At 67.9% G+C, this 24,639-nt stretch carries 29 protein-coding genes; 9 read left to right on the top strand and 20 right to left on the bottom strand.

The annotated features are described in order from the left end of the window. Positions 1–23: 23 nt before the first annotated feature. The gene (locus ACX1NL_RS04845) at positions 24–749 is read right to left on the bottom strand and encodes a hypothetical protein (protein ID WP_458898752.1); all 726 of its coding nucleotides are present in this window, start codon (positions 747–749) and stop codon (positions 24–26) included. Further along, positions 742–1,263 (bottom strand): general stress protein, encoded by a 522-nt coding sequence (locus ACX1NL_RS04840; protein ID WP_458898751.1) that lies wholly within the window; start codon positions 1,261–1,263, stop codon positions 742–744. The genes ACX1NL_RS04845 and ACX1NL_RS04840 overlap by 8 nt, the downstream gene beginning before the upstream one ends. A 52-nt stretch (positions 1,264–1,315) precedes the next feature. On the opposite strand from ACX1NL_RS04840, the gene ACX1NL_RS04835 reads away from it, so the two are divergent. Then, on the top strand, positions 1,316–2,452 hold the full coding sequence (locus ACX1NL_RS04835; RefSeq protein ID WP_194560286.1) for an Mrp/NBP35 family ATP-binding protein: 1,137 nt from the start codon (positions 1,316–1,318) through the stop codon (positions 2,450–2,452). Here the strand turns inward: ACX1NL_RS04835 and tatB are convergent. The 3 genes from tatB to sigE are packed head-to-tail and all read right to left on the bottom strand — an operon-like array spanning position 2,445 to position 3,843. Next, positions 2,445–2,858 carry a Sec-independent protein translocase protein TatB gene (gene tatB / locus ACX1NL_RS04830; protein WP_458898750.1) on the bottom strand — a complete coding sequence of 138 codons (414 nt, stop codon included), beginning with the start codon at positions 2,856–2,858 and terminating at the stop codon, positions 2,445–2,447. The genes ACX1NL_RS04835 and tatB overlap by 8 nt on opposite strands. 10 nt (positions 2,859–2,868) lie before the next feature. Then, the gene (locus ACX1NL_RS04825) at positions 2,869–3,228 is read right to left on the bottom strand and encodes an anti-sigma factor family protein (protein ID WP_458898749.1); all 360 of its coding nucleotides are present in this window, start codon (positions 3,226–3,228) and stop codon (positions 2,869–2,871) included. Between the two features lie 21 nt (positions 3,229–3,249). Next, positions 3,250–3,843 (bottom strand): RNA polymerase sigma factor SigE, encoded by a 594-nt coding sequence (sigE, locus tag ACX1NL_RS04820; RefSeq protein ID WP_034999735.1) that lies wholly within the window; start codon positions 3,841–3,843, stop codon positions 3,250–3,252. Positions 3,844–3,919: 76 nt separating this feature from the next. Between sigE and ACX1NL_RS04815 the strand changes: the two genes are divergently transcribed. Further along, positions 3,920–4,594 (top strand): O-methyltransferase, encoded by a 675-nt coding sequence (locus tag ACX1NL_RS04815; protein ID WP_458898901.1) that lies wholly within the window; start codon positions 3,920–3,922, stop codon positions 4,592–4,594. Here ACX1NL_RS04815 and glgC read toward each other — a convergent pair. Next, positions 4,591–5,808, bottom strand: a complete 1,218-nt coding sequence (gene glgC / locus ACX1NL_RS04810; RefSeq protein ID WP_239355515.1) for a glucose-1-phosphate adenylyltransferase — start codon at positions 5,806–5,808, stop codon at positions 4,591–4,593. The two genes, ACX1NL_RS04815 and glgC, sit on opposite strands and share 4 nt — an antisense overlap. Before the next feature lie 67 nt (positions 5,809–5,875). Between glgC and glgA the strand changes: the two genes are divergently transcribed. Next, positions 5,876–7,033, top strand: a complete 1,158-nt coding sequence (glgA, locus tag ACX1NL_RS04805) for a glycogen synthase (RefSeq protein WP_458898748.1) — start codon at positions 5,876–5,878, stop codon at positions 7,031–7,033. Further along, on the top strand, positions 7,030–8,430 hold the full coding sequence (locus tag ACX1NL_RS04800; RefSeq protein WP_458898747.1) for a GH32 C-terminal domain-containing protein: 1,401 nt from the start codon (positions 7,030–7,032) through the stop codon (positions 8,428–8,430). Before glgA ends, ACX1NL_RS04800 begins: the two co-directional genes overlap by 4 nt. A 12-nt stretch (positions 8,431–8,442) precedes the next feature. Here the strand turns inward: ACX1NL_RS04800 and ACX1NL_RS04795 are convergent, their stop codons facing one another. From ACX1NL_RS04795 to dapE, 7 genes are read right to left on the bottom strand one after another with little or no spacing between them, the layout of a single operon-like run. Beyond that, positions 8,443–9,306: a class I SAM-dependent methyltransferase gene (locus ACX1NL_RS04795; protein WP_458898746.1), complete on the bottom strand. Its 864-nt coding sequence runs from the start codon at positions 9,304–9,306 to the stop codon at positions 8,443–8,445. Between the two features lie 26 nt (positions 9,307–9,332). Continuing rightward, entirely contained in the window at positions 9,333–9,503 is a 171-nt protein-coding gene (locus ACX1NL_RS04790; protein WP_070475087.1) for a DUF3117 domain-containing protein, read from the bottom strand. 15 nt (positions 9,504–9,518) lie between these two features. Then, positions 9,519–9,827: a cell division protein DivIVA gene (locus ACX1NL_RS04785; RefSeq protein WP_181888176.1), complete on the bottom strand. Its 309-nt coding sequence runs from the start codon at positions 9,825–9,827 to the stop codon at positions 9,519–9,521. Between the two features lie 10 nt (positions 9,828–9,837). Then, positions 9,838–10,554: a glucosyl-3-phosphoglycerate synthase gene (locus ACX1NL_RS04780; RefSeq protein ID WP_239355520.1), complete on the bottom strand. Its 717-nt coding sequence runs from the start codon at positions 10,552–10,554 to the stop codon at positions 9,838–9,840. Next, on the bottom strand, positions 10,551–11,402 hold the full coding sequence (folP, locus tag ACX1NL_RS04775; protein WP_458898745.1) for a dihydropteroate synthase: 852 nt from the start codon (positions 11,400–11,402) through the stop codon (positions 10,551–10,553). Before folP ends, ACX1NL_RS04780 begins: the two co-directional genes overlap by 4 nt. Beyond that, positions 11,395–12,180 carry an LOG family protein gene (locus ACX1NL_RS04770; protein ID WP_458898744.1) on the bottom strand — a complete coding sequence of 262 codons (786 nt, stop codon included), beginning with the start codon at positions 12,178–12,180 and terminating at the stop codon, positions 11,395–11,397. The genes folP and ACX1NL_RS04770 overlap by 8 nt, the downstream gene beginning before the upstream one ends. Positions 12,181–12,183: 3 nt before the next feature. Then, positions 12,184–13,275: a succinyl-diaminopimelate desuccinylase gene (gene dapE / locus ACX1NL_RS04765; RefSeq protein ID WP_458898743.1), complete on the bottom strand. Its 1,092-nt coding sequence runs from the start codon at positions 13,273–13,275 to the stop codon at positions 12,184–12,186. 29 nt (positions 13,276–13,304) lie between these two features. On the opposite strand from dapE, the gene ACX1NL_RS04760 reads away from it, so the two are divergent. The 5 genes from ACX1NL_RS04760 to ACX1NL_RS04740 are packed head-to-tail and all read left to right on the top strand — an operon-like array spanning position 13,305 to position 18,563. Next, positions 13,305–14,237, top strand: coding sequence for a 2,3,4,5-tetrahydropyridine-2,6-dicarboxylate N-succinyltransferase (locus tag ACX1NL_RS04760; RefSeq protein ID WP_458898742.1), 933 nt, complete (start codon positions 13,305–13,307; stop codon positions 14,235–14,237). A 58-nt stretch (positions 14,238–14,295) separates the two neighbouring features. Further along, complete coding sequence (locus ACX1NL_RS04755; RefSeq protein WP_458898741.1) at positions 14,296–15,684, top strand: amino acid permease; 1,389 nt, start codon at positions 14,296–14,298, stop codon at positions 15,682–15,684. Continuing rightward, positions 15,684–17,048, top strand: a complete 1,365-nt coding sequence (locus ACX1NL_RS04750) for an amino acid permease (protein WP_239305997.1) — start codon at positions 15,684–15,686, stop codon at positions 17,046–17,048. Before ACX1NL_RS04755 ends, ACX1NL_RS04750 begins: the two co-directional genes overlap by 1 nt. A gap of 5 nt (positions 17,049–17,053) precedes the next feature. Then, positions 17,054–18,028, top strand: a complete 975-nt coding sequence (dapD, locus tag ACX1NL_RS04745) for a 2,3,4,5-tetrahydropyridine-2,6-dicarboxylate N-succinyltransferase (protein ID WP_269952202.1) — start codon at positions 17,054–17,056, stop codon at positions 18,026–18,028. Beyond that, positions 18,018–18,563: a GNAT family N-acetyltransferase gene (locus tag ACX1NL_RS04740; protein WP_269952201.1), complete on the top strand. Its 546-nt coding sequence runs from the start codon at positions 18,018–18,020 to the stop codon at positions 18,561–18,563. Before dapD ends, ACX1NL_RS04740 begins: the two co-directional genes overlap by 11 nt. On the opposite strand, the gene ACX1NL_RS04735 is transcribed toward ACX1NL_RS04740, so the two are convergent. From ACX1NL_RS04735 to ACX1NL_RS04705, 7 genes are all read right to left on the bottom strand, one after another. Beyond that, a complete protein-coding gene (locus ACX1NL_RS04735) occupies positions 18,506–19,594 on the bottom strand; it encodes an HNH endonuclease signature motif containing protein (RefSeq protein ID WP_458898740.1) in 1,089 nt (362 codons plus the stop codon). The genes ACX1NL_RS04740 and ACX1NL_RS04735 overlap by 58 nt on opposite strands. A gap of 87 nt (positions 19,595–19,681) precedes the next feature. Next, positions 19,682–20,245, bottom strand: a complete 564-nt coding sequence (locus ACX1NL_RS04730) for a GtrA family protein (protein ID WP_269952199.1) — start codon at positions 20,243–20,245, stop codon at positions 19,682–19,684. Between the two features lie 60 nt (positions 20,246–20,305). After that, positions 20,306–21,406 carry a succinyldiaminopimelate transaminase gene (gene dapC, locus ACX1NL_RS04725; RefSeq protein WP_181888166.1) on the bottom strand — a complete coding sequence of 367 codons (1,101 nt, stop codon included), beginning with the start codon at positions 21,404–21,406 and terminating at the stop codon, positions 20,306–20,308. 4 nt (positions 21,407–21,410) lie between these two features. Further along, on the bottom strand, positions 21,411–21,734 hold the full coding sequence (gene fdxA / locus ACX1NL_RS04720) for a ferredoxin (RefSeq protein ID WP_181192369.1): 324 nt from the start codon (positions 21,732–21,734) through the stop codon (positions 21,411–21,413). A gap of 12 nt (positions 21,735–21,746) precedes the next feature. Beyond that, entirely contained in the window at positions 21,747–22,070 is a 324-nt protein-coding gene (locus ACX1NL_RS04715) for a hypothetical protein (RefSeq protein ID WP_458898739.1), read from the bottom strand. Then, positions 22,067–22,939 (bottom strand): N-acetyl-1-D-myo-inositol-2-amino-2-deoxy-alpha-D-glucopyranoside deacetylase, encoded by an 873-nt coding sequence (gene mshB / locus ACX1NL_RS04710; protein ID WP_458898738.1) that lies wholly within the window; start codon positions 22,937–22,939, stop codon positions 22,067–22,069. The genes ACX1NL_RS04715 and mshB overlap by 4 nt, the downstream gene beginning before the upstream one ends. After that, on the bottom strand, positions 22,936–24,633 hold the full coding sequence (locus tag ACX1NL_RS04705; RefSeq protein WP_458898737.1) for an ABC transporter family substrate-binding protein: 1,698 nt from the start codon (positions 24,631–24,633) through the stop codon (positions 22,936–22,938). Before ACX1NL_RS04705 ends, mshB begins: the two co-directional genes overlap by 4 nt. Positions 24,634–24,639 lie beyond the last annotated feature (6 nt).

Below are 24,639 nucleotides of genomic sequence, written 5' to 3'. Positions count from 1 at the left end.
TTCCTCGTGCCTGGTATGCGTGTTTAGCGCGCGCCGGCGCTGTCGGCGGAATCGCCCGCCGCTGCCCCGTCCTCGTCCGCCTCTGGCAGCTCGTCGTTGTAGATGTTGATGTGGGCGTTTTCCATCATCCACGCCGCCAGCGTGTCCTGGACGTCGGCGCCGCCCTCGATGTCTTCGACCATCTCCTCCAGCGACTTGGTGGAGATGACGCGGGTGATGAAGTTCAGGCGGTTGATCTCGCCACGGTCGAAGCCCGACTTGTCGAACAGCGGAATGATGTTCTGGGGCAACTCGCCCGAGCGGCCGCAGCTTTGCGCCGGCGAGGGGTCCACGGTCCGCAGGGTGCTGGGCAGGCCAGCGATGGCTTGGTCGTAGATCACGTCGGAAAACCCGGCCGGTGCATCCTTCGCTTCCTTCTTTAAGCGCTTAGCGGCCTCCACGTCGGTTTCTTCGACGAGGCGGCCGGTGCATGTCACCACGAAGTCCACCGGGGTTTCCTTGAGCACCCGCAGCGTGTCGCCGGCGGAAAAATCGGCGGCGGTCACGCTGGTGGGCCGGCCCAGCTGCTGCAGCACGCGGCTGTAAATCTCGCCCAGTACGCGCTGCTCCGGGTCCTCGGCGTCGATGCCGATCGCGATCGGTTCCTTGCTCGTGCTCTTCTGGCCGAGCGCAGAGCACCCGGACAACGCCCCGGAAACCGTCAGTGCGCACACGGAAAGCGCCGCCGCGGCGCGGTAGCGCTTATGCATCGGGGTTGGGGTGCGACGTGTCGTCGATAGGCAGCTGGCCCGCGATGAGGTCACGCGCCTGCGGTGCGGCATCCGGCTCGCAGAGCACGTCGTAGTGGCCCGCCACGATCGTCGTCGCCGAGGAGAAGTCGCGCTTGCCGCCCGTGAACGCGTAGGCCACCGCCGCGAAAATCACGCCGAAGATCGCGCCGATGATCAACGTGGTGGTAAACGTCACCCAACCCGAGCCCGGCTCGGTGAACACCGACAGGATCAGGCCGATGAACAGGCCCATCCACAGGCCGGAAAGCGCGCCGGTGCCCAGCACCTTGCCCCAGGTCAAACGGCCCGTGATCTTTTCCACCTGCATGAGATCCACGCCCACGATGGACAGCTTCTCCACCGGGAACTCCTTGTCAGATAGCGAATCCACCGCCTCCTGCGCCTCCGCGTAGGTTTTGAAGCTGCCGACAGGCCAGCCCGTGGGAACCTCGCGCGCGGGCACACGGGAAGAGTTGCTCATGGGATTTGTCATGCCCACCAGTGTATCCGCTCGCTTGCGGGGCACCGTTATACTGCAGGGCAACATGGCTACAGAACAAAAAATCACAGAGCAGGACGTCCTCGCGGCACTCGAGCGCGTGGAAGACCCCGAGATTGGCAAGCCCATCACCGAGTTGGACATGGTGGAATCCGTGCGCATCACCGGCGCGGACGTGGCCGTGGGCATCTACCTGACCATCGCCGGCTGCCCCATGCGCGACACCATCGAGTCCAACACGCGCGCGGTGCTAGAGGAACTCGACGGCGTCGGCGACGTCTCCGTCACGCTGCACACCATGAGCGACGAGCAGCGCCGCGCACTGGCGCTGAAGCTGCGCGGCGAGCAGACCGGGCCTGCGATCCCGTTTGCGGACCCGGACACGCGCACCCGCATCTTCGCCGTCGCCTCCGGCAAGGGCGGCGTGGGCAAGTCGTCCATGACCGTGAACCTGGCCACCGCCCTCGCCGCGCAGGGCTTGAGCGTCGGCGTGGTGGACGCGGACATCTACGGCCACTCCGTGCCCGGGCTGATGGGCTCGAACGACAAGGGCCCCACAGTTGTCGACGAGATGATCATGCCGCCGATCACCCACGGCGTGCGCCACATCTCCGTGGGCCAGTTCGTGGAGGGCAACGCGCCGATCGTGTGGCGTGGGCCCATGCTCACCCGCGCGATCCAGCAGTTCCTGGCCGACGTGTACTGGGGCGATCTGGACGTGCTTTTCATGGACCTGCCGCCCGGCACCGGCGACGTGGCCATCACGGTGGCGCAGCTGGTGCCGAACGCGGAGCTGCTCATCGTGACCACCCCGCAGGCCGCCGCGGCGGAGGTGGCGGAGCGTGCCGGCACGATCGCGCAGCAGACGGACCAGAAAATCGCCGGCGTGATCGAGAACATGTCCGGTATGACCATGCCCGACGGCACCGTGATGAACATCTTCGGCGAGGGCGGCGGCGAGCAGGTCGCCGAGCGCCTGACGCAGCTGACGGACTCCGACGTAAAGCTGCTCGGCTCCATCCCCCTGGACCCGCAGCTTCGCGAGCACGGCGACACCGGCACCCCCGTCGTCATCTCCGAGCCGGACTCCCCCGCCGCCAAGGCCATCCAGGCCGTCGCGGATCAGTTGAAGGTGCGCCGCGAATCCCTCGCCGGCAAGAGCCTCAACCCGCAGGTTAAATAACGTCCTCCCAGGAGAAGCTCCTGCCTTTCGACGGCCGCTCCGCCTGATCTGGCCGCGGCTGCTCCGGGCGCGGCGGCTCCTGCGCCGCGGGGCGCGGTCCCGAGCGGGTGGGCTCGGGATTGGCCTGGCGCGGGTCCACGGCCTCGTCCTCGAACAACACCTTTGCCATCGCGCGGCGCGGGCCCATCGACGCGTACTGGGACACGGTGTCGATCGGCTTTTTAAACTCCTCGAAGCCCTCCAGCTCCCCGTTGAGCTCAGCCTTGGCGTTGTTGATGGCCTTCTTCGCGGCGTAGATGGCCGCGCGCACATCCTCCACGACGGCGGGCAGGCGTTCGGGCCCGATCACGATGAGCCCGATGATCAGGATGAAGAAAATCTCGCCCCAGCCGATGTTGGAAAACACCTACAACACCCTACTCCCCGCGCCGCTTCAGCGCGCCCAGAGCCGACTGCAGCGCCGAGCTGAGGTTGGCGCCGAGATCCTTGACCCGGCCGCGAGGGCCCGGCGCCTCGCCCACCCTGTCGAGGTCGCCGGCGCCCATGCCGGCCAAGCGCTCCACCAGCGACGCCGGGGCGTGCACGCCCGAGTTGTCCACCACGCGCAGCCGGTTCGCGGCGCGGCGCTGGGCGTCGACCTCGGCGCTGCACTCGTCGCAGTCGGTCAGGTGGCGGGCGGCGCGGCGGAACGCTGAATCAGACAGTTCGCCGTCCACGAAAGCGGCGACCGCTTCCGGGTTCAGGTGGTCGGTGGAGTTGAATTCGCGTTTGGCCATGGACATCATCACGTCGCTTGGTTAGCGGGTGCGGATGAGTTCTTTCGCGTGTGCGTCGTCAAGCGCCTGCGCCTCCAGCGACTCGCGCAGCTGCGCGCGCCCGCGGTGGATGCGCGAGCGCACGGTGCCCATCTTCACGCCGAGAGTGTCGCCGATTTCTTCGTAGGTCATGCCCATGACGTCGCAAAGCACGACGGCGACGCGGAAGTCCGGCGCCAAATCATCCAGCGCGCGCTGCAGCGCCGGGTCCAGGTTGGCCACGTTGTAGGCCTCCTCCGGCGTCATGTCGGTGCCCGGCACGCGCTCGTAGTCCTCCGGCAGCGCCTCCATGCGGATCTTCGCGCGGCGGCGCACCATGTCCAAAAACAGGTTGGTGGTGATGCGGTGCAGCCACCCTTCGAAGGTGCCCGGCTGGTAGTTCTTCAGGCTCCGGAACACGCGCATGAAGGTCTCCTGCGTCAGGTCTTCCGCGTCGTGTTGGTTGCCGGACAGGCGGTAGGCAAGGCGGTACACGCTGTCGGCGTGTTCCTGCACCAGCTCCGACCAGGTGGGCATGGCCCCCTCGCCCGCGTCGAACGCGGCAGTGCCGGACAGCTGGTTTTCCTCAGAGGTCATGGCAAGTAGTTTGGCAGATCAACCTTTCAGATGCCAGCACGCCTGCTGTGAGCTCCCTGGGCACATGCGCCCCGCTATGATTGCCGGTGTGAGTGAGACAGCGTTTACCCAACTGAGCACCTACATCGACTCCCGCCGGGACCACCTGCCGGAGGCGGTGGGCGAAGAACTCGCCCGCGCCCGCGAGGACGCCGAGGAAAACGGCGTGCCGGTTCCCAGCCAGCTTGTGGGCGATCTGCTGTCCGTGCTGGCGGCGGGCAACGAGGCCTCCCAGGGTGCGGTCGCGGTGACCCCTGCCGCGGGGGTTGCGGGCCTGCACATCCTCACCGGCCTGCGCGAGAAAGCCACCCTGACCTGCATCGAGCCGGAAGCGGCGCTGCAGGCGGGCGCGAAGGAGGCGTTCCGCGCCGCGGGCTTCGCGCCGTCGCGGGTGCGCTTCCTCACCTCCCGCCCGCTGGATGTGATGGGGCGCCTGGCCACCGGCGCGTACCAGCTCATCTACGCCGACGTCTCCGCCGTGGAGCTGCGCCCGCTCATCGACGCCGCGTGGCCCCTGCTCGCCCCCGGCGGCACGCTCGTCATCGCGGGCTCGCTTCTCGACGGCACCGTGGCCGACCCCACCCGCCGCGACCGCGACACTGAAGCGGCACGCGAGGCGGACGCTTACGTCGATACGCTTGCGCTCGAAGATGCGGCCCTTGCGCGCCTGCCTCTCGACGGCGGGCTGACGCTTCTGACCAAGCGCCGCTAAATTACCTCGCTCTTGCCCACGCACACCACGCCGTTGTCGGAGACGGTGAAACGCTCCCCGTCTCGCTGCGCGTCCACGCCGATGGTCTCGCCGTCGGAGACATAGACGTTCTTATCCAGGATGCAGTGGCGCACCACCGCGCCCTTACCCACGCGCACGCCCGGCATCAGCACTGAGCCTTCCACGGTGGCGCCTTCCTCCACGCGGACGTCGGTGGAGAGCACCGAGTTGCGCACCGTCGCACCCGAAATGATGGAGCCGGACGCCACGATGGACTCCTGCGCGATGCCGCCCATGACAGACTTCGCCGGCGGCAGGTTGTCCTCCTCCGTCGCGTGGATGGGCCACGCCTTGTTGTAGAGGTTGAACACCGGGTGCGAGGAAATCAGGTCCATGTGGGCCTCGTAGAACGAGTCCACGGTGCCCACGTCGCGCCAGTAACCGCGGTCGCGCTCGGTCGCGCCCGGGACCTCGTTGCGGGAGAAGTCGTACACGTTCGCCTCGCCCTGGGCCACGAAGTACGGGATGATGTCGCCGCCCATGTCGTGGGCGGAGTCCTCGTTCTGCTCGTCTTCCAGCAGCGCCTGGATCAGCGCCTCGGTGGAAAAGCAGTAATTGCCCATGGACGCGAACGTGGTCTCCGGGTCGTCCGGGGTGCCCGGCGGGTTATCGGGCTTCTCCAGGAACTCGGTGATCGTGCCGTCGTCGTCCGCCTGGATGCAGCCGAACGCGTGCGCCTCCGAGCGCGGCACGCGGATACCGGCGACCGTGGCGGCCTTGCCCGAGGCGATGTGATCCTCCACCATCTGGGACGGATCCATGCGGTAGACGTGGTCCGCGCCGAAGACCAGCACGTAGTCCGGCGCGTCGTCGTAGATCAGGTTCAGCGACTGCACGATCGCGTCCGCCGAGCCCGAGTACCAGCGCTTGCCGCGGCGCTGCTGCGCGGGCACCGAGGCGATGTACTGCTGCGTCGGGCCCGAGACGTTCCACGCGGTGGCCACGTGGCGGTCCAGCGAGTGGGACTTGTACTGGGTCAGCACCGCGATGCGCATGTAGCCCGCGTTGACCAGGTTGGACAGGACGAAATCGATGAGACGGTAGTTGCCGCCGAACGGCACGGCGGGCTTGGCACGGTCAGCGGTCAGCGGAAACAGGCGCTTGCCCTCACCGCCGGCCAGGACGATGGCGAGAACTCGAGGCTGGCTTTTCATGACAGCTAGGCTAATGAGAATTTTGGGTCCCTGCAGGGAATCGCGCGCGTAAGTAGGCTCGGCGGTCATGAAAGTCGGAATGTTCACCCGCGAATACCCGCCGGAGGTCTACGGCGGCGCCGGCGTCCACGTCACCGAGCTGACGCGTTTCATGCGCGACATCGTCGAGGTGGACGTGCACTGCATGGGCGCGCCCCGCGACGCTGCCGGAGTTTATGTCCACGGCGTCGACCCCGCGTTGGAGGACGCCAACGGTGCGATCAAGACGCTGTCCACCGGCCTGCGCATGGCGGATGCCGCCGCCGGGCTGGACGTGGTGCACTCGCACACCTGGTACGCAGGCCTCGGCGGGCACCTCGCCGGCCAGCTGCACGAGATCCCCCACGTGGTCACCGCCCACTCCCTGGAGCCGGACCGCCCCTGGAAGCGCGAGCAGCTCGGCGGCGGCTACAACGTCTCCTCCTGGTCGGAGAAGAACGCCTTCGAGTACGCCGATGCGGTCATCGCGGTTTCCGCCGGCATGAAGGAGGCAGTCCTGCGGGCCTACCCGCGTATCGACGCTTCTAAAGTCCACACCGTCTTAAACGGCATCGACCCGCAGAAGTGGTACCCCGACTCCGGCACCATCGCCGAGGAGCTGGGCGTGGACCCGGACAAACCCGTCGTGGCCTTCGTCGGGCGCATCACCCGCCAAAAGGGTGTGGCCCACCTGCTCAAGGCCGCCCAAGCCTTCGACGAGGACATCCAGCTCATCCTGTGTGCCGGTGCCCCGGACACCGAGGAGATTGCGGCGGAGACCGAAGGGCTCGTCGACAAGCTCAAAGCTTCTCGCGACGGGGTGTTCTGGATCCAAGAAATGATGCCCGCGGAGAAGGTGCGCGAGGTGTACTCGCTTGCCGACGTGTTCGTGTGCCCGTCCATCTACGAGCCGCTGGGCATTGTGAACCTCGAAGCGATGGCGTGCGAAACCGCCGTGGTAGCCTCGCGCGTCGGCGGCATCCCGGAGGTCGTCGTGGACGTCGAAACCGGCGTGCTGGTGGACTACGATGCCAACGACACCGCAGGCTTCGAAGCCGCCCTGGCCGAGGCCGTCAACGCCGTCGCAGGCGATAGCGAGCGCGCCGCCGCCATGGGTGCGGCCGGGCTCAAGCGGGCCAAAACCGACTTTTCCTGGGCAACCATCGCGCAAGAGACCGTAGAGATTTACAAGGGGCTGAACAGATGACCGTTTACCGTCCGGAACTGCACGTCACCGCCGAGCGCGGCATCCTCGAAGGCCCCGCCGGCATCTACCGCACTGGGGCCGCATCGGAGCGCGTGTGGAACATGTTTTACCAGTACCGCCCCACCCCCGACGCGCCCAGCCGCTGGGGCCACCAGCAAAGCGAAGAAGACGCGTTTAGCTGGGTGGACTGCAACGACGTCATCGTGCCCGTCGGCGGCGAAATCGCCGTGCGCGCCGGCAGCGTCTCCGCCGCCGGCGACGGCGTGGACCTGTACTTCACCTCCGCCACCGCGGCCGGCAACACGATCCAGGTCGCGCACGTGCCGCACGTCGACGAGCTGTGCGCAGACCTCGACGAGGACACCGACCTGGACGTTTCCGCGGCCGCGTCCCGCCTCGGCGCCGTCGTCGAAGACGTCGCCGGCGTGAGCAACTTCCGCTCCCCCTGCGTCGTTCCCGACTGGGACGCCGACACCGACCGCGACGACGCCCACGACGGCTGGCTCATGCTCGCCGTCTCCGGGCCCGAAACCGCGCCGAAGCCGGTCGTGCTCACCTCAGGCGACGGCCGCGACTGGACGCTCGAGGGCATCCTCGAATTCGAGGGCGAGACCGGCTTCGACCTTGATGCCTCCCTGGTCGCCCCGCGCATCGTGCGCCTGCGCGACGAGGTGGACGACCAAATCCGCGACGTGTTGTTTGTCACCCTCGAGCGCGACGGCAAGGACACCGCCGTCTACGCCGTCGGCGAGCTGCGCGGCAACGTCTTCCGCGTGGACACCCCGTTTACCATCGTCGACCACGGCCACGACTTCACCCGCCCCCGCAACACCACCTACAACCTTGTGGAAACGGCGAAGCTGTACGAGCGCGCCTACCTCTACGGGTTCATGACCAACACCGACCGCGCCGGCGACCCCACCAAAGAGCCCAACTGGGACGCCGAAGGCTGGGCCAACGCGCTGACGCTGCCGCGCCGCGTCACTCTGCAGGGCGGCCGCATCTACCAGGTGCCCGCCCCGGGACTGCCGGACGCCGTGGACAGCACCGACCGCGCTCGCATGTGGGCCGGGCTGTGCGAGGTCGCGCCGGGCTCCTCCGTCGTCGTGGAAGTCCTCGACGGCGACGGCGAGCCGGGCGTGGTGATCACCCACTCCGGCGACCAGATCACCCTCGACCGCCTCGACGGCTCCCCCGCCACCGCCGCGCTCAACGACGAGGACGAGGACAACATCACCGTCATCGTCGACGGCTCCACCATCGAGGTCTACGCCGGCGGCGGCAGCGTCGTCATGTCCTCGCGCGTGTGGCTCGACGGCGGCTGCTCCGGCATCCGCACCCGCGCCCACGACGGCGCGGAGATCCACTCCGAGTGGCGCCGCGGCTACGTGCGCTAACGCGCTGAGGCTCTAGGCCTTGCGCATGCGGATCAGCTGCGCGCGAGCCGTGACTTTCATCTGCTCCGGCAGCTCCGCGAGGCGGGCCTGAAGCGTCTCTTTGTCCAAGTGGCGCGCCGACGGGCTCATGCCCACCTGGGCGGCGATGGCGTCGCGCTCCAGCAGCATCGGGAACTCGATGAGCTCGGGCTCCGCCGCGGGGACCAGGTGGCCCTCGGACTGGGCGATGAGGCGCTCGACCTTGCCCTCCTCGACGCCGAGGATGCCCAGCGGCTCGCGCAGCTCGTCCAGGTGGCCTTGGTCGGCGACGAGCATGACGGCCTCGCCGCCGTCCACAAGCACGCGCGCGAACTCCGCCGGGTTACGCGGCGCGAACACCACCGATAAAGCGTGCACGGAGCCGGTGCGGATGGGCAGCTGCTCCCACACGTCCGCCACCACAGCGCCCACGCGCGGGTGTGCCTTCGCCAGGTGCTTCGCCGCCGGCACGGACACGTCCAGGCCGACGCCGCGTGCGCCCGCGATCAGGTCCAGGGTGTGGGCTAGGTAGTAGCCGGTGCCGGCGCCGGCCTCCATGATCACCGGGTGTTCGGTGTCGCCGGCGGCGCGCTCCACCACGTCGGCGAGCGCGTCGGAGACGGCCTCCACGAACGGGGCGAAGTGGCCGTTGGACAAAAACGTCTCGCGGGAGTTGACCATCTCCAGCGAGTCACCCTCGTGCCCGATGCCCTTGCCGGCGGCGAGGGTGACATAGCCCTGCTTGGCCACGTCATAAGAATGCCCCGATTCGGAAACGAGACGCGAAAAGTCGTCTTCGCCCCGAAGCGGGGTGAGGTCTGCCGGGTCGGCGAGCACGTCCACAATGTCGTTGAGCATGTGGCGATACTACCGCGTTCGGCGCGTTAGGCTTCTGCGGCCTCCGTGAGCAGTCGGCCGAGCTCGCCGGCCTCCTCCTTGGACAGCTCCACCACGAGGCGGCCGCCGCCGTCGGACGGGATACGCATCACGATCTTGCGGGACTCCTCCACCGCTTCCATCGGGCCACTGCCGGTACGCGGCTTCATTGCTGCCATTCGTCTACGCTCCTTTTACTTCGCGATAGTTGACGTAGGCGATTCTACCTGAGCATCCTGCCTCTCGACGGGCCCAAGGTTGCCGCCGGCCAACTGCTCCAGCAGCGCATCCACCTGATCCATGCGGTAGCCGCGGTGCACCACTTCGAGCTGAATGTCGCCGAAGTTGCCCTCCTCCACGGCACGTCGGTTGGCCTCTTTGACGTCGGCGGTCGGCGGCATCGGCGGCTGGGCCTCGCCGCGGCCGAAGACGGAGGCGAACACGCGCACACCGATGATGCTCAGCAGCGCGAGGATGAGGATTAGCACGATCCAGGAAAGCATGACGGCTAGTTTAACCGGCGACCCAGGCGGGGCGCTCGCGGACCTGGATTTCGCCCACCCCGGCGCGCGCCAGGATCGTGCGGGAGACCACGTCCGCCATCGGCCCGAGCTGCGTCAGCGGGCGGTTGCGGTGCTCGCGGGGGCTCAGCTCCACTTCAGCGATGGAGGCGGGTGTGTGGGCGGAGGCGACGTCGATGAGCAGGCCCGCCTCGACGCCGTAACCTGCGACGAACGGCAGGCGCAGGGCGGTGGAGCGGCGGATGGCGTACTCGCCGGCGAGCGGCTGGCGGATGTGGGCGAGCTGCGGGAACAGGGCGCGCAGGAGCGGTTTGGCGGTCAGTTCGGTGACGCGGCCGCCGGCGCGGGCGCGCTCGTAGGAGGCCTTGACCAGGTGGACGGTGTCGTCGCGCAACGGTTCGGCGAGCGCGTCGACCCACCACGGCTCGAGCGAGGTCACGTCCGCGTCCACGAAGACCACGACGTCGCCGGCGGCCGCCTTCACCCCGCGCCACAGCGCCTCGCCTTTGCCCTCCCACGGCTCGCGGGGGTCCACCTCGCGCCACGGCACCACCCGCGCGCCCGCCTCCGCCACGAGTGTGGCGGTGGCGTCGGTGGAGTCCGGGTCGATCACCAGCACTTCGTCGGCGTGCGATGCCAGACACTTCTCGACGACCCCCGCCACCGTCGCTTCCTCATTCAACGCAGGAATGACAACACTGACCCTCACGCGAGCCCTCGCACAGTGTGCAGCGGGGCCATCTCGCCCTGGATCGCGGCGGTCATGCGGATCACGTCCAGCGTGGCCTCGACCTCGTGCACGCGGAACGCAGCCACCCCGCGCGCGGCCGCCCACGCGGTGGCGGCGAGGGTGCCGGGCACGCGCTCGGTGATGTCCGCGCCGAAAAGCCCGCGGTTCAGCGTCTCGCCGACGAAGTCCTTGTTCGACAGCGCCATCAGCACCGGCCAGCCGGTGGCCACCAGCTCGTCCACGCGGCGCAAAAGCTCCAGGCCGTGGTAGGTGTTCTTGCCAAAGTCGTGGGTCGGGTCGATGAAGATGCGCTTTTCCGGCACGCCCAGCGCCGCCGCGCGCTCGGCCAGCGCGGTGGTCTCGGCGATGACGTCGGCGACCACGTCGTCGTAGTGCACGCGGTGGGGTCGGGTGCGCGGGGTGATCCCGCCGGTGTGCGAGCAGACGTAGCCCACCCGGTGCTGTCCGGCGACCTCCACCAGCTCCGGGTCGAAGCCGGCCCACGTGTCGTTGATCAGGTCCGCGCCGGCGGCGACCGCGGCCTCGGCCACCGGCGCGCGCCACGTGTCCACGCTCAACGTCACATCCGGGTGGCGCCCGCGCGCGGCGGCGATCAGCGGCACGACGCGGTCGATCTCCTCGGCCACGTCCACATCGTCGCCGGGCCCTGCTTTGACCCCGCCGACGTCGATGATGCTGGCGCCGGCGGACACTGCGTCGTCGATACGCAAAAGTGCTTTCTCGGAGGCGAACGTCGCGCCTTTGTCGTAGAACGAGTCGGGTGTGCGGTTGACAATCGCCATCACCTCGGCGAGCTGCTTAGTCATCCTTGAGGCGCTGATCCGTCATCACCTTGTGCTTCTCCACGATGTGCGCCACCGCCTCGTCCACCGAGTCGGTGACCAAAAACAGCCTCTCGTCGCCCGGCGAAATCAGCCCGCGGCCCAGCAGCTGCTCCTCGATCCACGACACCAGCCCCGACCAGAACTCGGTGCCCATCAGCACAATCGGGAAGTTGGTGACCTTGCCGGTTTGCACCATGCACAGCACCTCGAAGACCTCGTCCATCGTGCCGAAACCGCCCGGCAGCGCAATAAACGCCTGCGAGTACTTCAAAAACATGGTCTTGCGGGCGAAGAAGTAGCGGAAGTTCAGGCCCAGATCCACCCAGTCGTTCAGGCCCTGCTCGAACGGCAGCTCGATGCCCAGGCCCACCGACAGGCCGTCGGCGTTGTGCGCGCCGCGGTTCGGCCCCTCCATCAGCCCAGGCCCGCCGCCGGTGATCACCGCGTAGCCGGCCTCCGCGAGCGCCCTGCCCACGTCGTAGGACAGCTGGTACTCCTCCGTGCCCTCCCCCAGGCGCGCCGAACCGAACACCGTGACGGCCTTCGGCATTTCGCTCAGCGCGTCGAAGCCTGCGACGAACTCGCTCTGGATGCGCATCACGCGCCACGGGTCCTCGTGACGCCACTGACTGTCCGCGTGCCCGAACGCCTCAAGCAGGCGCTGGTCGAACGTGGACGCCTGGTGGTCCGAACCGCGCAACGCGATCGGGCCGCGCAACTTCCGGTCGCGCTCCGGGCGGGGAATGTTCAGCGGGGCCATTAACTACTCGCTTTCGTTGACGCTCAAATACGACAGCAGCTGCTCGAAAACCTGCGTGATCTGGTCCGTCGGGCACTGCTCGTCCTTCTTGTGGGCAAAACCAGGGTCGCCGGGGCCGAAGTTGACCGCGGGAACTCCCAGGCTAGAAAAGCGCGCCACGTCCGTCCATCCGAACTTCGCGCGGAATTTCCCGCCCACAGCCTTGACTAGGCCGGCGGCCACGGGGTCGCCCAGGCCGGGAAGGGCGGCCGGGGAGATGTCGTCGTAGGTCAGCGTGAGCCCGTCCTCAAGCGAAAGCGCTTCCTCGAGGTGCGCTTTGGCGTCCTCGACGGAGCGGTCCGGCGCGTAGCGGAAGTTCACGATCAGCCGCGCGTGGTCCGGGATGGTGTTGGTGGCCACGAAACCCTCCAGGCCGACCACGTTGAGGCCCTCGCGGTACTCGCAGCCGTCGATCTCCACCGCGCGCGGTTCGTAGGCGGCGATGCGCGTGAGCACCCCGGCCAGATCGTGCGCCGCGTTGTGGCCCAGCCAGCTGCGGGCGGAGTGGGCGCGGGTGCCCGCCGCGTCCACGAACACGCGGATGGTGCCCTGGCAGCCGGCCTCGATGATGGCGCCGGACGGCTCGCCGAGCAGCGCGATGTCGCCCTCGAGCCACTCCGGGTGGTCGCGCTCCAGGTGGTGCAGGCCGTTGTACTCCTGCGCGACCTCCTCGCCCTCGTAGGCGATGACGGTCAGGTCGTAGGCGGCTTTGCCCGGCTCGGCCAAGCGCGCGAACGCTGCCAGGTAGCAGGCCATGCCGGATTTCATGTCGACGGAGCCGCAGCCGTGCAGGGTGCCGTCGACAAGCTTGTGCGGCGTGTTGTCCGCGAGCGGGACGGTGTCGATGTGCCCGGCCAGGACCACCCTTGAACCCAGCCCGAAGTTCGTGCGCGCCACCACCGTGTTGCCGAAGCGCGCAACCTCCGCGTGCTCGAGGCCGCGAAGCGCGCCTTCGACGGCGTCCGCGATCGCCTCCTCGTGGTGCGAGGGCGACTCGATGTCCACGAGCGCCGCGGAAAGTGCAATTGGGTCGGCGAAGAGATCTAAGGAAGTCACACGGCGATCCTACGTTTAGACTCGCAGGCATGTCTCAAGGAGCGCGCGCCGTCGGAATCGCCAACATCGCCATGAACGGCACCGTGCTGGACACTTGGTTCCCGTCGCCGGAGCTACTGCCTATCGACGGCACCTCCGGCACCCACCGCGTCTCCGCCCACGAACTCAGCCCGAAGTTTCTGAAACTTATTGGCGCAGACCACGACCGGCTGGTGGAACTCGTGCCGGTGCGCACCGTCATCGCGGACTTGGACGCACCACCCATCGATGCGCACGACGTGTTTTTGCGCCTGCATCTGCTTTCGCATCGCATGGTGGAGCCGCTGACGATCAACATGGCCGGCGCGCTGGAGCTGCTGCAGCCGGTGGTGTGGACCAACAAAGGCCCGTGCCTGGCGGACAACTTCGAAACCGTGCGCACCAACCTGCGGGCGCGTGGGCTGATCCACGTCTACGGCATCGATCGGCTGCCGCGCATGGTGGACTACGTCGTGCCGTCCGGGGTGACCATCGCCGAAGCCGAGCGCGTGCGGCTCGGGGCGTACCTGGCCGAGGGAACTTCGGTGATGCGCGAAGGCTACGTCTCCTTCAACGCCGGCTCGCTGGGACCTGCGCGGATTGAGGGGCGGCTTTCGTCGTTCGCGGTGGTCGGCGGCGGGACCGATCTGTCGTTGTCGTCGGCGCTGATGGCATCACGGGTCAGCGAGTTTGAGCGTGCACCGATGCGGGTCGGGCGGGACTGTCGGCTGCACCCGTCTGCCGGCGTGATCGGGGTGGATTTGGGCGACCGGTGCGAAATCGGCGTCAACGTCATGCTCGAACCGGAAACCATGGTCTTCGACGTGGAAACCGGCACCCAGGTGCCTGCGCGGACCATCGCCGGGCGCGCGGATCTTCGCATCGAACGCGAACCGTTTTCCACCTCGCCGGTGGTGCGGCGGCGCACTTTAGGCGTCGATTAGCGAAAAGTTGCGGAATATATTGCCCTTGACGCAATAGCTTGCGTTTAAGGTGTTCGACATGTCGACACCAGTTTCCCCCGTCGCGGATTCCACCGCGCTCGCCCGCGGGCTGAAGACACGCCACCTGACCATGATGGGCCTCGGCTCCGCCATCGGCGCCGGCCTGTTTCTGGGCACCGGCGTGGGCATCGCAGCCGCCGGGCCCGCCGTGTTGATCGCGTACGTCATCGCCGGATTCATCACCGTCTGCTTCATGCAGATGCTCGCCGAGATGGTCGCCGCCAGGCCGTCCTCCGGCACCTTCTCCACCTACGCCGCCCAGGCGTTCGGGCCGTGGGCCGGATTCACCATCGGCTGGCTGTACTGGTTCATGATGATCATGATCATGGCCGTGGAAATCACCGGCGCCTCCGCCATCGTCGCCGCGTGGTTCGGCATCTCGCCGTGGATCCCGGCGCTGGTGGCCATCGTGGCGTTCACCGTGGTCAACTTCTCCGCAGTGAAAAACTTCGGCGAGTTCGAGTTCTGGTTCGCCCTGATCAAGGTCGCCGTCATAGTCGCGTTCTTGATCATCGGCGTGGCACTGTGGCTCGGTCTGCTGCCCGCCAGCGGGTTCGTGGGGTTGAGCAACGTCAGCGAGGTCGGCTTCATGCCCAACGGCTGGTCCGGCGTGGCCACCGCGCTGCTGGCCGTGGCGTTCGCGTTCGGCGGCATCGAGCTGGTCACCGTCGCCGCCGCCGAATCCGAAGACCCGCAGGCGGGCGTGCACTCCGCGATCCGCTCCATCATCTGGCGTATCTCCGTGTTCTACATCGGCTCCGTGCTGCTGATCGTGCTGCTTTTGCCTTTCGACGAGATCGGCGGGGCCGACTCCGCCGCCGACTCCCCGTTTACCGCCGTGCTCGAGCTGGCGAACATCCCGGGCGCCGTCGGCATCATGGAAGCCGTCATCGTGGTGGCGTTGCTGTCCGCCTGCAACACCCAGATCTACGGCTCCTCGCGCTTCATGCAGAACCTCGCCGTGCGCGGCGACGCCCCCGCCTCCTTCGCCCGCACCGACGCCCGCGGCGTGCCCATGCGCGCCGTCATCGTCTCCGTCGTCTTCGGGTTCGCCGCCGTAGCCCTGCAGTACTGGAACCCGCCAGGGCTGCTGGCGTTTTTGCTCAACGCGGTCGGCGGCTGCCTGATCGTGCTGTGGATCGTCGTCGCTCTGTCGTTCGTGCGACTGCATCCGAAGCTAGTGGCTACCGGCGAAATCACCGAGGTCCGCATGTGGGCGCCGGCCGTCCTGCCGTGGGTCATGATTGCCCTCGCCGCAGGCGTCATTGCGCTGATGCTGGCTGACGCGGACGGGCGCTTCCAGATGCTCGCGGTCGCCGTCGTCGTCGGCGTCATCGCCATCGCCGGCGCGATCCACCAAAACGTGCACAAGAATAGGGGCGCCTGATGACCGGAGGAACGTCGACAAGCAATAGCGATCTGGGCTCCGGCCTGAAATCGCGTCACCTCACCCTCATGGGGCTCGGCACCGCCGTGGGCGCCGGGCTGTTCCTCGGCGTCGGCGTGGGCATTCGCGCCGCCGGGCCCGCGATCCTTGTCGCGTACGCGATTGCCGGGCTGATCGTCATCGCAGTGATGCGCATGCTCGGCGAAATGGCCGCCGCGCACCCCTCCTCCGGCTCGTTTGCCACCTACGGACGCATGGCGTTCGGCCACTGGGCCGGGTTCCTGCTCGGCTGGATCTACTACTTCCTGCTCATCATGGCGTGCGGCGCCGAACTCACCGGCGCCTCCGCCATGATGGCCGGCTGGTTCGGCGTGCCGCAATGGGTGCCCGGGCTTGTCGTCGTGGTGGTGCTCACCGCCGTGAACCTTGCCCAGGTCAAGGGCTTCGGCGAGTTCGAGTACTGGTTCGCCATGATCAAAATCGCCGTCATCCTGGGCTTCTTGGTCATCGGCGTGCTGCTGTGGGCCGGCGTGCTGCCCGCCAGCGACTTCGTCGGCTTCGAGCACGTGCGCGAATCCGGCTTCGCCCCCAACGGCATCGCCGGCATCGCCGCCGGGCTGCTCGCGGTGGCGTTCGCGTTCGGCGGCATCGAGGTGGTCACCATCGCCGCCGCCGAATCCGAGAATCCCTCCGACAACGTCAAGCGCGCCGTGAACTCGATTATTTGGCGCATCGCGCTGTTCTACATCGGCTCAGTAACCGTGATCATCCTGCTGCTGCCGTACGCCGCCATCGACGGCGCGGACTCCGCCGCCGACTCACCATTCACCGCCGTGCTGGAAATGGCCAACATCCCGGGCGCCGCCGCGCTCATGGAGGTCGTGATCGTCCTCGCGCTTCTGTCCGCGTTCAACGCGCAGATCTACGGCACCTCGCGGCTGGGATACCAGCAGGCGCTCGAGGGCGACGCCCCGGCCTGGATGGCGCGCACCAACACCGCCGGCGTGCCGCGCAACTCCGTGCTCATCTCCGTGTTCTTCGCGTTCGTGGCGGTGGGCCTGCAGTGGTGGAACCCACCGGGGATGATCGACTTCATCATGTCCGCCACCGGCGGCTGCCTCATCGTCACCTGGATCATGATCACCCTGAGCTTCATCAAGCTCCACCCGCGCATCCGTTCTTCCGCGGTGCGTGTGCGCGGCGCGTCGTGGGTGCCGTGGGTCACCCTGGCGGCGCTTTTGGGGCTGACGGTGCTCATGCTTTTCGACGATGCTTCGCGCTCCCAAGTCATCAGCGTCACCGTCCTGTCGTTGATCCTGGTCGCCATGTCCTTCCTCACCCGAAACCGGGGTGCCGTAAGGTAATCGGCATGAATTCCCCAACTTCCGCGATTGCGCGCGGCGTCGCCACCATCACCCACGACGGCACCGTGCTTGACGTCTGGTACCCCGCCCCGTTAGTTGATGAGCCGGTTGAGGAAACCGGGACGCGTCGATTGGCAGAGCCCGACGCCCGCTTCGAAGAGCTCGTCGGCCCCGACGAGGCGCGCGGCGTCGCACGCGTGGCCGTGGAAACCGCGATCAAAGACCTAGCCGAGCCAGCCGTGGACGCCTACGACGTATACCTGCGCCTGCATCTGCTGTCGCACCGCCTGATCCGCCCCCACGGCGCCAACATGGACGGCGTGTTCGGTCTGCTGTCCAACGTGGTGTGGACCAACTACGGCCCCTGCGCCGTCTCGGACTTCCAGATGACCCGCGGCAAGCTTGCCGCCAAGGGCCCGGTAGTGGTGTTCTCGGTTGACAAGTTCCCGCGCATGGTCGACTACGTCGTGCCGTCCGGCGTGCGCATCGGCGACGCGGACCGCATCCGCCTCGGCGCCCACCTCGCCGAAGGCACCACCGTCATGCACGAAGGCTTCGTGAACTTCAACGCCGGCACGCTCGGCGCCTCCATGGTTGAGGGCCGCATCTCCGCCGGCGTTGTCGTCGGCGACGGCACCGACATCGGCGGCGGCGCGTCCATCATGGGCACCCTGTCCGGCGGAGGCAAGGAAGTCATCTCCCTCGGCGAGCGCTGCCTCCTTGGCGCGAACGCCGGCGTGGGCATCTCGCTCGGCGACGACTGCATCGTCGAAGCCGGCCTCTACGTCACCGCCGGCACCAAGGTCGTGCTCACCGCGCCGGTGGCCGAAGCTCTGAGCAAGGACGCTGGCGCCACGGTGAAGGCGCTCGAGCTCTCCGGCGCGAACGGTCTGCAGTTCCGCCGCAACTCCGTCACCGGCTCCGTCGAGGCTGTGCCCGCGAAGGGCATCGAGCTCAACGAAGCGCTGCATGCCAACTAACGTGCCCCTCCTCCGCGACGCGGAGCTGACGCTGCTGCCCTGGAGCGACGTCGATTCGTTGCCGGGGGTGCGCGCCGACATTGTGGCCACCAGCAACGACCCTGCGATGGTGCGCTGGACCACCGTGCCGCACCCCTACACCGGCTCGCACGCCGACGAATTCCTCGCCACTGTGCCGGACGGCGTCGAGCGGTGGGCGTATGTGGTTGACGGCCGCTACGCCGGAAGCATCGAGCTGCGCCCAGGCGACGTGTTGGGCTACAGCACCGCACCGTGGGCCCGGGGCCGGGGGCTGACCACCCGGGCGCTGCGTCTTGTCGCCGCCCGAGCATTTTCCCGCGGTGTGAAGCATCTGGAGCTCCACATCGCCGTGGACAACTCCGCCTCGCGCCGCGCGGCCGAGAAGGCGGGATTCACCTACGACTGCCTTCTCTCCGAGCCGGTGCGCCTGCGCGGCCACGAGGACACGCTGGCCCGCTACGTCCTCCGCGCCCCCGAGGAACCAGAGCCAAACAGCACCTCCATCGCCCCGTAGGGGTGGTACCGGTTCGCCGCGGGGATGCCGTTCGGCGAGACCCACGTCGGGGTCCCCTTGACGCGTTTCACGCTGCCGCGGCGGTTGGCGTGCGAGGCGATGTCGTGGTTGATCTGGTTGTGGTAGTGGCACACCGGCACGAGGTTGGCCATGTTCGTCTCGCCACCTTCGGCCCACGACTGCATGTGGTGGATCTCGCAGGAGTCGGAGCCGTGGCGGCAGCCCGGCCACGGGCACACCGTCAGCGTCAACCGGGCGAGGTCGCGCTGCTTGTCGTTGGCGTAGCGCTGCGTGTTGTACAGGTTCAGCGCGCCTTCGGTCGGGTGGAACAGCGCTACCTCTGCGAGTTCGGGCTCCGATGCCAGGTATTCGGCGCCGGTGATGGTGGTGCCGTCGGTGAGCCCGAGGATCACGTCGTCTCCGTCGCCGGAGAGGATCTGCACGTGCTGGTCCAGCCCCACCACCACAATCGGGCGGCGAACGGCGAAAGGTAGGCCTCCGCCGCATCCCCGGACAAGGTCAAGGAATCTCCGCAGCATTTGCGGCCCCGGCGGCTTGGTCGGGTCGAGGCCTTCGCGCAGGTAGTGCTCGATGTCGGCGGCGTCGTGCTCGTCGGCGGTGATCTGAATCGTGCGCCTGCCGTGCACTGATCGCCCGAACCTGACCTGCAGTTTAGGCTTTGTCCGGGCCGGTTTGAGAATCAGCCTGTCGGCCTTAGCTTTCAGCTCGTGGTGGGTGGTGAACTTTTCCAGCAGTTTGCGGCGCACGCGCCACCGCTCGGCTTCGTTGGGGATCTTTTTCAGCCGGTCTTCGATGTAGACCAGCTGGCTCAGCGGAAACTTTTCGGCGGCCTTGCGGGCGAGGCGTTGGTGTTTGGTCCACCTCGTGGGGCCGAAGTAGACAGTGTGGATCGCTTCCCACTTGCTGGCCAGGTTCGGTATCACGCCGGCGGCGATGGCGGCGCGCTTGTCAAAGCCTTCAAGTACGCGGATGGTCGGTTGTGTGTTCAGAAACTCTTGGAATGGTGTCATGGCACACAAGCTATGACCGCGCAAGCCCCAAATCTAGACCCCGGAGAAAATGTGGATAACTTTTCCTGAGAATTTCACAATCCCCAGCTAGACGGAAGATTTTGGCTTTCCGAAGGTCCAGAATTTGTTGATGATGAAGTTCACCGGCATGGCTATGAACGTTGAAATGGCTTGCGCCCAGTAGGACTTGGTGCGCAGTCCGGACGAGTCGTCGAAGATGTGGTCCGGCAGGCCGATCGGTGTGGTGGGGTTCATCAGAAGCGTCATGCACGTCAGCGACACGGCGAACGCGAGCGCGCCGGTGGCCAAGAACGGGAAGAAGCCGCGCAGCCAGGAGCGCCCGTGCACGCCGCGGAAGGTCCAGGAGCGGTTGAGCTGGTAGTTCCAGGTGTTCGCCAACAGGAACGCGAGCGTGGACAACACGTGGTACCAGCGCACGTTCCAGCGGGTGGCGCCGAGTTGCATGACCACGTCGTTGGCGTGAAGGTCCAGGCCGTTTTCCAGGGCCTTGTTGGCCAGGTAGAACACGACGAAGTTCACCAGCACGCCGGAGCCGCCGACGATGCCGAAGCGCAGGAATTGGCGCAGCCCGGCGACGAATCGCACCGCTGTGCTCCCGCCGGCTGGTGCGGCGGCGTGCTCGTGCGTCACGGACAACCTCCTCGAAAAAGTACGCAAAACTTACGTAAGTGTAGTCCCGGGAGGTCGAAGTTAAGAAACCAGGCGCTTGGCGGCTTCGGCGATGCGCTCGTCGGTGGCGGTCAGCGAGATGCGCACGTGGTTCGCGCCGGCCGGCCCGTAGAAGTGGCCAGGGGCTGCGAGGATGCCGCGGTCTGCGAGCCAGTCCAGCGTTTCGCGGGAGCTCATTGCTTCTCGACGGCACCAAAGGTACAACCCGGCATCAGAGTCGTCGATAGTAAAGCCCGCCTCCGGCAGCGCCTTCATGAGTTCGACGCGGCGCATGGCGTAGGCGGAACGCTGCATTTCCTCGTGCATGTCGTCGCCGAGGGCGGCGACCATGGCGGCCTGGATGGGGCCGGGCACGATGAGACCGGAGTGCTTGCGCACGAGCAGCAGTTCCTGCACGAGCTCCTCGTCGCCGGAGATGGTGCCGGCGCGGTAGGACGCCAGGTTGGATGTCTTCGACAGCGAGTGCAGCGCGAGCAGCCCGGTGTTGTCGCCGTCGGTGACGGACGGGTGCAGGATGGACACCGGCTCGGCGGACCAGCCGAGGTAGAGGTAGCACTCGTCGGAGGCGATAATCGCGCCGGTGTCGCGGGAGAACTCCACCCAGGCGCGCAGCTCGTCCGCGGTCGCCACTGCCCCGGTCGGGTTCGACGGGGAGTTGACGAACACCAAGGCGGCGTCGCGGGGCGCGGCCGCGGGGTCGTCGCAACGCACGACCTCGCAGCCGGCCACGAGCGCGCCGACCTCGTAGGTGGGGTACGCGACCTCAGGGATGACCACTTTCTCGCCGCGCAGACCGAGCAGCGTGGGCAGCCACGCCACGGCCTCCTTCAGGCCGATCACGGGCAGCACAGAGCGCTCGTTCAGCCCGGCGATGCCGAAGCGGCGCTCAAGCGAAGAGACGATGGTGGCGCGCAGCTCGGGCGTGCCGGCGGTCTGCGGGTAGCCGGGGGCCGCGGCGGCCTCGGTCAGCGCGAGCTGGATCGACGGGGCGACCGGGTCGACGGGGCCGCCGACGGACAGGTCGATCAGCCCGCCGTCGTGCGCGGCGGCGCGCTCGCGCACGTCCGCGATGGTGTCCCAGGGAAAGTCCGGCAGCCGCGATCCGAGTGGAGTGCGAGCCAATAGCCTAGTCCTGGTTCTGCGGCGGCAGGGCGGCCACGAACGGGTGGTCGTAGTCCTGCGGGCCGGTCTTGGCGGCGCCGCCCGGGGAGCCGAGCTCGTCGAAGAAGCCGACGTTGACGTCGTAGTACTCGCTCCACTCGTCGGGGGTGTCGTCCTCGTAGAAGATGGCCTCGACCGGGCATGCAGGTTCACAGGCGCCGCAGTCGACGCACTCGTCGGGGTGGATGTAAAGCATGCGCTTGCCCTCGTAGATGCAATCAACGGGGCATTCTTCAACGCAGCTGCGGTCCATGATGTCGACGCACGGTTGAGCAATCACGTAAGTCATGGCAACAGTATGTCACTTCGAACGAATCATGGGCCAAACGCCACCCACTATGCCGGCAACAAATAGCATCAACGACCAGCCAGTTGGCGGGAGTACGGCCAGTGAAATGAAAAACGCGCAGCCCCACACCCCCAGCGGCGCGAGCGCCCAGGTCTCCGACCACAACCGTGCCGTCTTCGTCAGCACCGCGTTGAACGACAGCGCGACAACCGCCCAGATCCAGTTGAGGTAGACCACCTCCAACACGAGCGAGACCAGTGCGCCAACGCTGAGCCACACCAGCCCGGCGACCGCTTCGCCCCGGGAGAAGTCGTCGCGCACTGCGGGTTGTGTCATCGTGCGATCCCGGTGAGCAGCGAAGCACCGTCGTGAAGCGGAAGCCCCGTGCCCAGCTGGTAGTGCTCGACGCGCTGGATCGGCTGGATGATCAGGTTGGACAGCGCGTAGTACACCACCGGACCGGCGGCGAGCGCGGCGTGCGGGTTGACGTCGGTGGTGCGCCCGTCCGCGATCCACAGCTGGGTGGCGTGCGCGCGCATCGCCTCGACCTTGGCGCTGTAGGCGGCGTCGTTGAGCTCGACGCGGACGTCGGAGGTGTCCACGCCGTCGAGCTCACCGTCGTCGGGCAGGCGCCAGCCCTCGGGCGCCTCGGCGGGCATGAGCGCGGCGGTCTCCTCGGCGAGGCGCACCGCCCACATGATGCGCGGGACGTGCACGCGCTCGGCGGCGGCGTGGGTGATCTCGTGGGCGCGGATGTGGTCCGGGTGGCCGTAGCCGCCGTCGGGGCCGTAGGTGAGCACAAGGTGCGGCTTTTCCGCGTCGAAGATGGCAGCAAGCTTCTCGACGGCCACGTCACCCGAATTCACAAACGCCCGCGGATTTTTACTCGCCGGCGATCCCGCCATGCCGGAGTCGCGGAAGCAACCGGCGCCACCGAGGAACTGCCCGCGCGCGCCGATCGCGTTGAGGGAGCGCTGCAGCTCCTGGATGCGGAACCCGCCGAGCTGGTCCGCCTCGTCGGCGACAAGGTGCTGGTAGGGCTCGCCGATGACCTCGCCCTCCTCGCCAAGGGTGCAGGTGACCACCAGCACGTCCGCGCCGCGTGCCGACAGGTCTGCGAGCGCGCCGGCGGTGGTGATCGCCTCGTCGTCCGGGTGGGCGTGCACGGCTACAACGCGGTAGCCAGAAAGGTCTCTATCGGTCATGGAACCTCCTGTATTTTTGTTCGCCGCCCCACTGTATCGGCCAGCGTCCACGCGCCCGCGGACGACAGCCCGCCGGGCCACTGCCCCGGCTGCGTGCCCGCCGCGCGCACCCCGCCCGCGGTGGCGGCCAGACGGGTCTCGCGCAGCAGGGGCACCCAGAGCGCTTCTCGGTGCTCGATCGCCGCGACGCGTTCGGTCGCTGTTTCTGGCGGGATGTCGCCGGCAAGGATTGCTTTGGCCAGCTCGTCGCCGGCCACCGAACAGAAACCCGCGAGGTTGCCGGCGCGGCCGGTTTCTGCAGGGCAAGCGATGCGGCTGGCCAGTGTGTCAGCGGGGGTGTGGGCGGCGGTGTCGGCGGATGCGCCGTCGTTGCGCCAGTGCACCACGATGTCCACCTCGCCCGCCGGCAGGCTGCGCGCGGCGATGGCGGGCAGCTCGTTGGCCACGATGCGGGCGGGCACACCGGCGTTGTCCAGTAGGTCCACCAGCGAGCGCGCGGCGGCGGTTGCGGCCGGGTCAGCCGCGTCCGCGGCGACGCGAAGGACCTTGCCGTCGGCGGCGAGGGCGTGCAGCAGCGCCAGCGAACCAGGCTCGGTCGGGGCCGCGGCATCCACGTTGGTGCTGCGCCGGGCGGCGATGTGGGCGAGCAGGGGGACGTCGATAAGCGAACGCACCTCCGCGCGCGCCTGCGCCGAAAGCCCGCTGGTGGCGGACAGTGTGACGCCCAAGGTGCGGTCGCCCGGGAACGTGCGGGTGTCCACGTCCGGGATCAGCCCGAGCACATCCGCGGTAGTGTCCTGCGGCACCATGTCCACGAACGCGAGCTGTCCGCTGCGCAGCTGGTCCGCCACCTGGGTGGTGTCGCGCGCCGCGGCGAGGGTGAGGATGTCGATCGGCGCCGGGTCCGGGCCCCAGAACCTGTCGTTGCGGTTCAGCGTGACGGTTCCGTGCGCCCGGTCCACGCTGCGCACCAGGTAACGGCCGGCCGATGCAGGCACCGTGTTGCGCAGCGCGTAGGCGAAGTCGGCGGCGTCCGCGGCGAGCAAGTGCGACGGCAACAGGTGACGGAACAGCACCCGCCAGTCCCCCACCGGCTGCGCGAAATCCACGTCCACGACCTTGCCGCCGGGCCCGCTGACGCGCACGTCCGCCACCGCGCGGTACGCGGCCGGGTCCACCACCCCAGGCGTCTTTGTCATACCGCGCCACAGGTAGGCGAAATCCGCGCCGGTGATCGGCGTGCCGTCGGACCACTGGGCGTTCGGCGCGATGACGTAGCGGACCGTGAACGCAGCCGGGGACGTCGGCAGCACCGACGCGCCGACGAGCAGGTTCGGGTCCTTCGCTCCACCCGCCCTAAACGCACTGGGCAGGACCAGGTCCGCGATGCCGCGCACGACGGCGGACTCGTCGCCGACCAAGTGCGGGTTGAACCCCGCGCGCACCGGGTCCACGCCCACCTGCGCCTGCGGACGGCCGCTGGCGGGCTCGTGGTTGGCGTCCTGCTCGTCGGCGTGTTCGGCGTCGGCGTTGTCGGCGTCGGCGTTGTCGCGCTCGGAGACAGCGTCGGGACGGTCCTCCGGCTCCACCAACGGCGGCGGGCCCGGATTGGCCGCGCAGGACGCCGCGAGGCAGAGCACGGAAAACGCCGCCGCAGCACGGGTGGCTGGGCGGCGCGTTCTACTTGGGTGCATGGAAGA

The organism is Corynebacterium sp. CQ3829_602738 (genome assembly GCF_054478435.1).
Note: the sequence above shows the minus strand (reverse complement) of the source record. Positions and strands in the feature narration are given on the sequence as shown.